Below are 11,035 nucleotides of genomic sequence, written 5' to 3'. Positions count from 1 at the left end.
TCGAGGCCTTCATCGCCTACTTCAACCGCACCCTCGCCAAGCCGTTCAAGTGGACCATGACCGGCAAGCCGCTCGCTGCGTGAGCGGCCGTCGAAATGGGGTTCGTTCTTCCGGCGAGGTGTACTAGCACCGCTTGCCGGAGAAGCCGCTTTTGCGGACCTTGCCCGGGCGGTACGGTCGTCCCGGGCGGGTCGAAGGCGGCGGCGGAGCCTGGATTGGCGACCGCTTTTCAACACGGAGTTAGCCAGCCGGCGCGCCGGCACCGCAATGGCCGAAAATGGGCGAGATCGATGCCACCCCGTCATGGCCCGGCTTGTCCGGGCCACCTGTTCAAGCACTTATGCCGCGACGGGTGGCCCGGACAAGCCGGGCCATGACGCTCGCGAACAAGCGTCCCGAAGCGTATTTTCATGGTAGGAAAGCGAAGGACCGCCGAGGGCCACGAAGAGGTGTGAACGAGCCGAGCAATGAAGCGGCGCAGGCCGTCCTTCAGGCAGGCGCATGAACGCATCCGGGCAGGCCCGGACCGATCATGCGTTTGGTCAGAGCCTGATCTGTCAGCAAGGTCCGGTTTTCGTGGCCCTTTGTGATTCTTCGTTCTTCCTCCGTGTTGAAAACTGCGGAACGATCAGCAGGCACGAACGTTTCCGGATGACGCTGGTCGCATCCGCCGCGGCTCCACCCCCCGGCGCGCCATGCGGGCGCAACAAGGCGGCGATGCTCACCCGCGATTGCTGCCGGTCCGGACCCAGATGATCCCGCCGCGAACGATCGGCGGCGCCGGCCCGCCGCAGGGCAACGTGTTGCGGCCGCTTGAAACCATCCGCGCGGCGGACTAGCCTGTGGATGGGTCACCTGCGGGGTGACGCTGCCCTTCGGTGGCTGTGGCGGAGGCTCATTCCGGGCCTTTCGCGCGCGTGTCCGGGAGGGGATGCCATGCAAACCGAAGCTGCCCTGGCGGCGATCCGGCGACAGCCGACACTGCCGAATGTGCTGGGCGTCGTGCAGCGTGTCTGGAGCACCCGCTTCGGCAACGACGCGGACTTCGGCCGCTTCCTGTCCGAGGTCTGGCGCCTGTCCACCTGCGGCGACGCGGAACTGCTGGCGCTGTACGCCCAGGCGGCCGGCTTCAGGCACTGGGGGCAGCCGGTGTTCGCCACCGACGAGGACGTGCTTTCGTTCCACCCCTACGCCGTGCCCGACCAGCAGTTCCTGGCGGAAACCTGGACCGAGATCGAATGGGACGGCGGCAGCCCGGCCACCGTGGCCATGCCGGCCCCGGGGACGCGGCAAGGCGCGATGCCGGGCGTTCGTGCGAGGACGTAGCCGCACAGGCATTGAGACGGCGGCAGCCGTTGCTGTAACGTCATGGCCTGGTCTGTCCGGGCGACCGTCGCATGCCCTGGTCATGGCGTGAGTACAACAAATGGCCGGGCGAGCCGGTCGTTTCGTCGCTCGCCCGGCCGTCCCCGGCTACTTCAGCCCCAGTTTCGGCTTCACCCAGGCGGCGATGTCCTGGACTGCCTTGTCAGCCTCCGGCGCCGTGCCGGCGAGGAACTGGAAGACGTGCTGCATCTCGGGATAGACGTCGATCTTCACGTCGCCATCCGCGCGCCGCACCGCCTCGGCCAGGTTCTGGCTGTCGCTCAGCAGCGTTTCGTAGCCGCCGACCTGGATGTACACCGGCGGCAGGCCGCGCAGGTCGCCACGCAGGGGGTTCGCCAGCGGGTCCTGCTTATTGCCTTTCTCGCCCAGGAACGTCGCTGCCATGTTCTGAATGATCTCGCGCATCACCAGAACGTCCTTCTCCTTGTTCGTTTCGAAGGTAGCCCCGGTGCCGTCCATGTCCAGCCACGGCGAAAGCGGGATCGTCGCCGCCGGCATCGGCAGCCCTTGCTCCCGCGCCCGCAGCAGCGTGGTGATGGCGAGGCCGCCGCCGGCCGAATCCCCGGTCAGGGCGATGTGCTTCGGCGCGATCCCCTGGTCCAGCAGCCACTTGTAGGCGCGGGCCATGTCGTCCACCGGGGCCGGGTGCACGTGGTCCGGCGCGCGGCGGTAGTGCACGATCAGCGCGCGGCAGCCGATGGCCTTGGCGAAATGGCCATAGACCTTGCGGTGCGTGTACATCGATCCGCATACGTAACCGCCGCCGTGCGCGCACAGCAGCACGCGGTCCTGCGCGCAGCCCTTCGGTGTCGCCCACAGCGCGGGCACGCCGCCGGCATCGACCTCGATGTAATCGACGCCGCCCGGTTCGGCGGTGACGTCGCCCCAGTGCTCGAACATCGCGCGCAGTTCGTCCAGCGGCATTTCCGGATTGGCGCCGAGCGCGGCGATCCAGCTTTTGTAGAGGGTGTCCAGTTGCTCGCTCTGCTTGCTTGCCATCATTTCCTCTTGTTTTCTTATGAAACGGGCGGCCGCCGTTGGCCGCCCGGCGTGGTCAGGCCGTGTAGTTGTAGCCGCGCTCCGGCAGTTCCACCTTGCCGCCGCATTCGCGGGCGATCACCGGCATGACCTCCTCGGCGAACAGCTGCATCTGGTCCTCGACCTCGCGGCCTTCGAAGCCGCCGAGCTCGAACCAGCCCAGGAAGCAGAAATCGTCATAGCCGATCTCGTGCTTCATCTTCATGATCTTGTCGATAACGAACTGTTTAGATCCCTGGATGGCGATCTCCCGCTCGCGCAGCATCTCGGCGGTGACCTTCTTGTTCAGGTCGAACATCGGCTCGTCCAGCCTTGCCACCACGGCGCCGAAGCCGAACGGGCCGTAGTAGTCGAACTGCAGCTCCATCGCCTTTGCCGCCCGGTCCATCGCCTGCTTTTCCTTGCCCGGCGTGGTGATGTGGATGTAGCGGCTGGTCATGATGCCGCGGCGCTTGCGGGCGTCCCAGCCGTACTTGAACGCGCCGCGGTCCAGCATGTCGGGCCAGCCGGCCTTTTCGGCGGCCTCGTAATAAATATCGATGTTCTTCTTCAGCCGATCGTTCGGCTCGACGATCATGACGCCGTTGACGCCGTTTTCCGCCGCCCATTTCAACGAGCGGGCGCTGGTCACCGGCTCCCAGATCTGCGGGTGTGGCTTCTGCAGCGGCTGCGGGAAGACCTGCAGTTCCTTCAGCGTGGTCGTCGTCGCCTGCACCGGGTTCCCCGCGGAATACATGTCGGGCGCGCCGAGGGAGATCACGTCGTCCAGCTTGCGGCCGGCCTTTTCCATCTGGAAATAGGCGATGGTCTGCTTGTGGTTCCATTTCGTGTACGTCGGCGGAACGGAGAAGTTCTCGCCATGGTGGGAGAACGATGGTTCCGTCCAGCACTTCTTGATAAGCGAAACGGTTTCCTCGAACGACTTGCGGTTGCGTTCCTGGTCCTGGATCGTCGAGCCGTACGGGCGGCCGAGGGTTTCGTTCTCGCGCGGCTGGTAGCCGCGGCCCATGCCGCATTCCACCCGTCCGCCGCTGATGACGTCAAGCTGCGCGATCTGCTCGGCGATGCGCACCGGGTGGTGCCACACGACGATGTTGGCGCACTGCCCAAGGCGAATTTTCTTTGTGTGCGAGGCGATCGCCATCTGGGTGAACAGCGGGTTCGGGCTCATTTCCGCGCCTTCCGGCTGGAAATGGTGCTCGGTCAGCCAGAATGACTGGTAGCCGAGCTTTTCGGCCAGGATGCCCTGGCGGACCTGATTGATCAGGACCTGCTGCGCCGCTTCATGCACGTCCTTGAGCGAGCCATCGTTCACCGCGATGCCGTCCTTGGTGATCATCACCGGCAAATGCGATGCGCCGTTATGGAAAACCCCAATCTCGAACACGTAATTTCTCCCTTTATATTTATTCCTTGGCCGGAAGATGCGCGGCACCTGCCGGGCAGGGGCTGTCAACCCGCCGGCATTTCGACCCCGGCGGCACTGGGCGGGAAGGGGAAATCGGGTCTGTTCACCCAGACGTGTGGTCATCGTCCCCTCCGGCCGATCGGCTTGACGGCGGTGCGGTTTTCGCTGATCAGTACCGGCAACAAAATGAGGAAAGCGTCATGCCTGAGCCATCCGCCCGTATGGGCCGTCGTACGGTCCTTGCCGCCTCGGCCGCTACCTTGGCCGCCCCCTGGGTCGCCCGCGCTCAGTCCAACCCCATCAAGATCGGCATTCAATCGATTTTCTCCGGGCCGATCGCCCTGCTTGGCGTGTCGTCGCGCGGCGCGATCCAGCCGGAGGTTGACCGCATCAATGCCGCGGGCGGCCTGCTGGGGCGGCAGATCCAGCCGATCTACCGGGATTCCAAGGGCAAGCCGCAGGAAGCCGCCCGTGTCGCGCGCGAACTGGTGAACACCGACGGCTGCGAGATCCTGCTCGACGCCGAGGCATCCTCGGGCGCCTTCGCGGTGCAGGAGGTGGTACGCGACCTGGGCGTGCTGTGCGTTCATTCAAACAGCGAAACGTCATCGCTGACGGCGGATCCGAAGCTGCGGGTGGCGACGGCGTTCCGCTGCGCCCGGCAGGGCGTGCACGACGCGATCGTCGGCGGCGCGCACTCGGCCAAGGTGGCGGATGCGAAGAAACTGGTGAAATGGGCGACGTGCTCGCCGGACTACGCCTTCGGGCGCGACACCACGGCGCAGTTCCTGGATTTCCTGAAGCATTTCCGCCCGGATACCCAGGTGACGACGCAGGCCTGGCCGAAGCTCGGGCAGCCGGACTTCACCGAGGTGATCACCAAGATCATCCAGGCGAAGCCGCAGGCGCTGTATTCCGCGCTGTACGCCGGCGACCTGTCGGCGTTCATCAACCAGGGCAACGTCTATGCGCTGTTCGGCGCCATGGAAACCTTCATCCCGGCGATGGGCGACCTGCCGGTGCTGACCACGGTGAAGAGCCTGCCGCCCGGCATCCAGTCGGCCAACCGCTACCTGCCGACTTTTCCGGATACGAAAGAGAACCGGGCGTGGTACGAGGCCTACCGCAAGGCGAACAACAACGACTATCCAACCAACTGGTCGTGGGAGAACGCCACCGCGGTGCGCTTCATCGAGGCGGCGGTGAAGAAGGCCGGCAGCACCGACGGCAAGAAGGCATCCGCGGCGCTGGCGGGCCTGACCATCGACAGCCCGTTCAGCAACTCCGGCAAGGTCACCATGCGGGCCGAGGACCACACCCTGATCGACTATGCCATCGGCTGGGGCACGACGATCCCGAAGCCGCCCTTCGTCACTGGCATCGAGCCGGCGGACTGGGGGCAGATCACCGAACTCGAAACCGAGTGGAAGAAGAAGAGCGGCTATCTATAAGCGGGGCGGCCGCGTGATCTCTGTTCTGGAATTCTGATGGATCTCGACGCTCTCATCGGGTGCGTGACCTCGGCATCCTGCGTGGTTACGCAGACAACCAGCGGCCTGATCGTCGGCATGCTGCTGTTCCTGGTCGCCGCCGGGCTGACGCTGATCTTCGGCGTGCTGAAGATCGTCAATTTCGCTCACGGCACGTTCTACATGCTGGGCGCCTACCTGGCGTACACCGTGTTCGCTGTCACCGGCAGCTATGTGCTGGGCGTGCTGGGCGGCGGCCTCGGCATGGCGGTCTTCGGCGTGATCTTCGAGCGCTTCCTGATCAGCCGCGTCTATGGCGCCAACGTGCTGATGCAACTGCTGATCTGTTACGCCGTGGTGTTGATCTGCGACGACCTGGTGAAGATCGTCTGGGGACCGGACTTCTACGCCATGGGCATGCCGCCGGCGTTCCAGGTGCCGCCGCTGTTCATCGCCGGCGGGGTGGTGCCGCCGTTCTATCTCGTGCTGATCAGCGCCGCGCTGGTGATCGGCGGGGCGCTCGGGCTGGGGCTGGGGCTGACGCGGATGGGAAAAATCATCCGCGCGGCGGCGGTGAATCCGGACATGGTTTCGGCGCTGGGGATCAACACGACGTTGCTGTATTCGCTGGTGTTCGCCGTCGGCGGCATGCTGGCGGGGCTGGCCGGCGGCCTCGCCGCACCGGTGCGGTCGCTGACGCCGGGCATGGGATTCTCCGTGCTGATCGAGAGCTTCATCGTCACCGTCATCGGCGGCATGGGCTCGATCGCCGGCGCGCTGATCGCCGCTGTCGTCCTGGGCCTGATCCGCAGCTTCGGCACCATCGGCTTTCCGCTGTTCACCGACGGGCTGATGTACATCGCCATGATCATCATCCTGGTGGTGAAACCCAGTGGTCTGTTCGGCAAGGAGATCGTTTAAGATGCCCTGGTCGCATGCGATGGATACTAACCCATCGAGGCCGGCAGTGGCCGGACCAAAGCCGCGCCACGCTCTCTCCGTCATGGCCGGGCGTGTCCCGGCCACCCACCCCCAACCGTCGAAGCGCAGATGGCCGGGACACGCCCGGCCATGACGATAGAGAGACGACCAGAACCTCTCATGTCAGTGCCCACGCGGTCCCACACGCTGCGCGACATCATGATCGGCTGCCTGGTGATCGCCGCGCTGGCGGCCATCCCGTTCCTGCTGCCGAGCAAGGCGTTCCAGGACTTCGTCATCCGTTGTTCCTCGATGGCGCTGTTCGCGACCTCGCTGAACCTGCTGGTGGGCTACACCGGGCTGTCGTCGTTCGGGCACGGGCTGTTCTACGGCCTGGGGACGTATTCCTTCGCGCTGCTGATGCAGAAGACCGGGCTGCCGCTGCCGGCGGCGTTCGTGCTGACGCTGCTGCTGACGGCGGCAACGGCGGTGGTGGTCGGCGCGATCTGCATCCGGCTGCGGCTGATCTATTTCGCGTTCGTTACCCTGGCGATGCAGATGCTGGCCCACTCCATCGTCATCTCCTGGGTTGGCCTGACCGGCGGCGACCAGGGGCTGCAAGGCGGCATCCCGCGCCGCGTGGTGGCGGGGATCGACCTGGGCAACCAGTATCATCTGTATATTTTCAGCGCCGTCCTGCTGGTCATCGGCCTGCTGCTGATGCGCCACATCGTCAGCACCAGCTTCGGCACGTCGTTGCGGATGATACGTGACAACGAGGTCCGGGCGGCGTTCCTGGGCATCGTGGTGTGGCGGGTGAAGCTGACGGTGTTCGTGCTGGCGGCGGTGTTCGCCGCCGTCGGCGGCATCGTCATGAGCCTGTTCGTCTCCGGCGCCTATCCGGAACTGATCAACTGGCCGATTTCCGGTGACGCGATCTTCGCCATCGTGCTTGGCGGCGTCGGCAGCTTCCTCGGGCCGACGGTCGGCGCCTCGATCCTGCTGCTGCTGAACGACGTGGTGACGCGGCAGACGGAATATTACGGCCTGGCGCTGGGCATCATCATCCTGCTGTTCGCGCTGGGGCTGCGGCGCGGGCTGCTGGATTTCATCACCCAGCGCCTGGGCGGCCGTCCAGCGGGAGGCATCTCCTGATGCTGCAGATCCGTGGCCTGACCAAGCGCTTCGGCGGCCTGGCGGCCATCAGCGACGTGACGATGGAGTTCCCCGCCGGCTCGCTGACAGCGGTCATCGGCCCGAACGGCGCCGGCAAGAGTACGTTCTTCAACCTGATTTCCGGCGCGTTCCGGCCCGATGCCGGGGAGATCGTCTTCAAGGGCGAAACCATCACCGGCCTCGACCGCGCCGCCATCGTTCGCCGCGGCATCGGCCGGGCGTTCCAGGTGGCCAGCTTCTTCCCGTCGATGACGGTGGCGGAGAACCTGATGGCCGCCATCGCCGCCCACCGCGGCCAGTGGGGCGACCTGAACCACCGCTTCCCGCGCCAGGGCGTGCGCGACCGGGCGATGGAGGTGGCGGAGATGCTGGGCCTGCACGACAACGCCGACACGCTGTCGGCCAACCTGTCCCACGGCGACCAGAAGCTGCTGGACATCGCGCTGGCCCTGGCGCTGGAACCGTCCATGCTGCTGCTCGATGAGCCGACCGCCGGCATGGGACCGGAGGAGCGCTGGCGGATGATCGAGAAGGTGCAGCGCCTGTGGCAGCAGCAGCACCTGACGCTGGCGTTCATCGAGCACGACATGGACATCGTGTTCGGGATTTCGTCCTCGATCCGCGTGCTGTGCTACGGCCGCCTGCTGGCCGAGGGCACGCCGGATGAGATCCGCAACAATCCCGCGGTGATCGAGGCGTACCTCGGAACCCCGGACGCGGAGGAGGACGCATGACCGGCCCAGTGCTGTCGGTCGATTCGATCGACGTGTTCTACGGCGCCAGCCAGATCCTGTTCGGCGTCGGGCTGGATGTGCACCAGGGCCAGACGCTGGCGTTGCTGGGCCGCAACGGCGCCGGCAAGAGCACGACGATGAAGGCGATCGCCGGCCTGGCGCCGCCTCGGCGCGGCCAGGTGGTGTTCCGCGGCCAGGACGTCACCGGCCGCAAGCCCTACATCATGGCGCGCCAGGGCCTCGCCTACGTCCCCGAGGATCGTCAGGTGTTTCCCGACCATACCGTGCAGGACAACCTGATCATTGCGGCCAAGAAAGGCCCGGGCGGACAGGACGACTGGCCGCTGGAACGGATTTATGAGGTGTTTCCCATTCTGGCACGGCTGAAGGCCCGCATCGCCGGGCGCCTGTCGGGCGGCGAGCAGCAGATGCTGGCGATCGCCCGGGCGCTGATGGGCAACCCGGTGATGCTGCTGCTGGACGAACCGAGCGAGGGCCTGGCGCCGATCGTGGTGGCCAACATCGGCACGCTGCTGAAGCAGTTGCGTTCAATCGGCACGACGGTGCTGATCGCCGAGCAGAACATGCATTTCTGCCTGGGGATCGCCAGCGATGCGGTGGTGATCGACAAGGGGCAGATCGTTTACCGGGACACGATCGCCGGGTTGAAGGCGAACAGGGAGGTGCGCAGCCGGTACCTGGCGATGTAACGGCACAGGCTCCTGCGCTGGCCGGAACGGTGCGCAACGGCATCCGCCCGCGCCGCTCCGCCGGCTGATTCTCAACACGGAGTTACAGCAGACCGCAGGTCGGTCGGAACACTGAGGCCCCCTGTCCTCACCGTCATGGCCCGGCTCGTCCCTACGGGATGCACACATCCCGGAAACGAGTCGGAAATGACCGTAAAATCAAGTGCTTGCCTCACGGCCGAGAGCGTTCCCCCATCGTCATGGCCCGGCTTGTCCGGGCCACCTGTCGTGGCACAAGTGCTGGAATAGGTGGCCCGGACAAGCCGGGCCATGACGAAAGGGAAACGCCGCGGCGGACCGTTTCCGAGATGTGTGCATCCCGTAGGGCTCGTCCGGGCCACCTATCGCGGCACATGTGCTGGAACAGGTGGCCCGGACAAGCCGGGCCATGACGGTGAGGGCGCACCGCCGCCTTGTCTCAATCGACCTGCGGTCTGCTGTAGCCAGCCGGCGCGCCGGCACCGCGATGGCGGAAAACGGGCGAAGGGTCCGTTGCCTCTCCATCATGGCCGGGCGTGTCCCGGCCATCCACCCCTCCGCCGTTCGTGCGCAGATGGCCGGGACACGCCCGGCCATGACGATAGAGCGACGACCGCACCTGCTGGTCCGCGTTTTTATAGGAGGAAGCGAAGGACCCACGAAGCGCTGGGTCATTGCGCTTCGCGCGAAGCCGGACCGATCTACCCGTTGCTGCCCCGTCATGGGGACGTGCCACCATCTACGCCTTTCGGTGCTGAGATCAGCCAAAGGCGTGGATGGTGGGCCTGCCGCCGCGAAGACAACGGGACGGTACGCCCCGGGATGGGCTGTCGCGCGGCGCCGGGCGCTGTTTCCGTTGACGCTGTCGGCATCGCCGGCCAGGCGACGCGCGGCGATCACAGCTGGGACAACCGTGAACCGGAGGCGGCCCCGCCACATTGTCTCGATGATGTCGCAAGCAACCGTCGAAGACCTGTCCTCAACCGGCACGCTCTCGCCCGAGGTGCTGAAGGCTGCCGCAAAGGCGGCAAAGCTGCGCTATGTGTCCGACCGCGGCAAGGGCATCAGGCGCGCGCGCAACAAGGACGGGTTCGATTATGTCGCGCCCGACGGCAGCCGCATCACCGACCCCGGCGAACTCGCCCGCATCCGCAAGCTGGCCATTCCGCCGGCCTATCAGGACGTCTGGATCTGTCCATATGCCAACGGCCACCTGCAGGCCACCGGCCGGGATGCGCGCGGCCGCAAGCAGTACCGCTACCACCCGAAATGGCGGGAGGTGCGCGACGAAGCCAAGTACGGCAGGATGCTGACGTTCGGCAAAGTCCTGCCAACGATCCGCGCGCAGGTGGAGAAGGACCTGGCGAAATCGGGCCTGCCGCGCGAGAAGGTCCTCGCCGCCATCGTCCGCCTGCTGGAAAGCACGCTGATCCGCGTCGGCAACGAGGAATACGCCAGGAGTAACCGCAGCTTCGGCCTGACCACGCTGCGCAACCGCCACGTCAAGGTCGAGGGCGCCGCCAGCATCCGCTTCGACTTCCGCGGCAAAAGCGGCACGGAGCACCACATCGACCTGAAGAACCGGAAGCTCGCCAACGTCGTGCGCCGCTGCCAGGATTTGCCGGCGCAGGAACTGTTCCAGTACCTCGATGAGGACGGCCAGCCGCGCCGCGTCGATTCCGACGACGTCAACGACTACCTCCAGGCGATCAGCGGCGAGGCGATCACCGCCAAGGATTTCCGCACCTGGGCCGCGACCAACCTCGCCGCCCTGGCGCTGCAGCGGCTGGAGGCGTTCGATACGCAGGCGAAAGCCAGGAGGAATGTCGTGCAGGCGGTCGAGTCCGTCTCGAAGATGCTGGGCAACACGCCGGCGATCTGCCGCAAGTGCTACATCCACCCGGCGATTTTCGACGGCTACCTGGACGGCAGCCTGCTGGACGCGCTGAAGCGGCGCACGGCGGAAAAGCTGGCGGATCCGGGGCACGGCCTGAAGGCCGAGGAAGCGGCGGTGGTCGCCTTCCTGGCGCACCAGCTCGGCGAGCAGGCGGAGGACGGCAAGCCGATCAGGCTGGGGTAGGGCAGGCGCACGCCGGGGTCGTCGTGGCCGGCAGCGTTGCGGCCGACTCTGGCAACCGCGGCGGAAACCGATATCCTCACTGGCAACAGGCGAGG

General features: G+C 66.1%; 9 protein-coding genes. 7 read left to right on the top strand and 2 right to left on the bottom strand.

The window, feature by feature from the left end:
* The first annotated feature begins 936 nt into the window (after positions 1-936).
* The gene (locus tag CCS01_RS03115) at positions 937-1,326 is read left to right on the top strand and encodes a hypothetical protein (protein WP_104517369.1); all 390 of its coding nucleotides are present in this window, start codon (positions 937-939) and stop codon (positions 1,324-1,326) included.
* A gap of 147 nt (positions 1,327-1,473) precedes the next feature.
* Here the strand turns inward: CCS01_RS03115 and CCS01_RS03110 are convergent, their stop codons facing one another.
* Entirely contained in the window at positions 1,474-2,388 is a 915-nt protein-coding gene (locus CCS01_RS03110) for an alpha/beta hydrolase (protein WP_104517368.1), read from the bottom strand.
* A 52-nt stretch (positions 2,389-2,440) separates the two neighbouring features.
* Positions 2,441-3,811: an LLM class flavin-dependent oxidoreductase gene (locus CCS01_RS03105; RefSeq protein ID WP_158258202.1), complete on the bottom strand. Its 1,371-nt coding sequence runs from the start codon at positions 3,809-3,811 to the stop codon at positions 2,441-2,443.
* A 221-nt stretch (positions 3,812-4,032) separates the two neighbouring features.
* On the opposite strand from CCS01_RS03105, the gene CCS01_RS03100 reads away from it, so the two are divergent.
* The 6 genes from CCS01_RS03100 to CCS01_RS03075 all read left to right on the top strand — a co-directional run bounded on the left by CCS01_RS03100 (position 4,033) and on the right by CCS01_RS03075 (position 10,940).
* Positions 4,033-5,283, top strand: coding sequence for an ABC transporter substrate-binding protein (locus CCS01_RS03100; protein WP_104517366.1), 1,251 nt, complete (start codon positions 4,033-4,035; stop codon positions 5,281-5,283).
* A 36-nt stretch (positions 5,284-5,319) separates the two neighbouring features.
* On the top strand, positions 5,320-6,222 hold the full coding sequence (locus tag CCS01_RS03095) for a branched-chain amino acid ABC transporter permease (RefSeq protein ID WP_104517365.1): 903 nt from the start codon (positions 5,320-5,322) through the stop codon (positions 6,220-6,222).
* Between the two features lie 180 nt (positions 6,223-6,402).
* Positions 6,403-7,377: a branched-chain amino acid ABC transporter permease gene (locus CCS01_RS03090; protein ID WP_239991987.1), complete on the top strand. Its 975-nt coding sequence runs from the start codon at positions 6,403-6,405 to the stop codon at positions 7,375-7,377.
* Positions 7,377-8,132 carry an ABC transporter ATP-binding protein gene (locus CCS01_RS03085; protein WP_104517363.1) on the top strand — a complete coding sequence of 252 codons (756 nt, stop codon included), beginning with the start codon at positions 7,377-7,379 and terminating at the stop codon, positions 8,130-8,132. Before CCS01_RS03090 ends, CCS01_RS03085 begins: the two co-directional genes overlap by 1 nt.
* A complete protein-coding gene (locus CCS01_RS03080) occupies positions 8,129-8,842 on the top strand; it encodes an ABC transporter ATP-binding protein (RefSeq protein WP_104517362.1) in 714 nt (237 codons plus the stop codon). The genes CCS01_RS03085 and CCS01_RS03080 overlap by 4 nt, the downstream gene beginning before the upstream one ends.
* Positions 8,843-9,806: 964 nt before the next feature.
* Entirely contained in the window at positions 9,807-10,940 is a 1,134-nt protein-coding gene (locus CCS01_RS03075) for a DNA topoisomerase IB (RefSeq protein ID WP_239991986.1), read from the top strand.
* The last annotated feature ends 95 nt before the right edge of the window (positions 10,941-11,035 follow it).

Origin of the sequence: Rhodopila globiformis (assembly GCF_002937115.1) — a bacterium.
Classification (GTDB): domain Bacteria; phylum Pseudomonadota; class Alphaproteobacteria; order Acetobacterales; family Acetobacteraceae; genus Rhodopila; species Rhodopila globiformis.
Note: the sequence above shows the minus strand (reverse complement) of the source record. Positions and strands in the feature narration are given on the sequence as shown.

What these genes read in the sequence shown, in the direction of transcription:
- CCS01_RS03115 (WP_104517369.1), top strand. Translation starts at nt 937, where the DNA reads ATGCAAACCGAAGCTGCCCTGGCGGCGATCCGGCGACAGCCGACACTG.
- CCS01_RS03110 (WP_104517368.1), bottom strand. Translation starts at nt 2,388, where the DNA reads ATGATGGCAAGCAAGCAGAGCGAGCAACTGGACACCCTCTACAAAAGC.
- CCS01_RS03100 (WP_104517366.1), top strand. Translation starts at nt 4,033, where the DNA reads ATGCCTGAGCCATCCGCCCGTATGGGCCGTCGTACGGTCCTTGCCGCC.
- CCS01_RS03095 (WP_104517365.1), top strand. Translation starts at nt 5,320, where the DNA reads ATGGATCTCGACGCTCTCATCGGGTGCGTGACCTCGGCATCCTGCGTG.
- CCS01_RS03090 (WP_239991987.1), top strand. Translation starts at nt 6,403, where the DNA reads ATGTCAGTGCCCACGCGGTCCCACACGCTGCGCGACATCATGATCGGC.
- CCS01_RS03085 (WP_104517363.1), top strand. Translation starts at nt 7,377, where the DNA reads ATGCTGCAGATCCGTGGCCTGACCAAGCGCTTCGGCGGCCTGGCGGCC.
- CCS01_RS03080 (WP_104517362.1), top strand. Translation starts at nt 8,129, where the DNA reads ATGACCGGCCCAGTGCTGTCGGTCGATTCGATCGACGTGTTCTACGGC.
- CCS01_RS03075 (WP_239991986.1), top strand. Translation starts at nt 9,807, where the DNA reads ATGATGTCGCAAGCAACCGTCGAAGACCTGTCCTCAACCGGCACGCTC.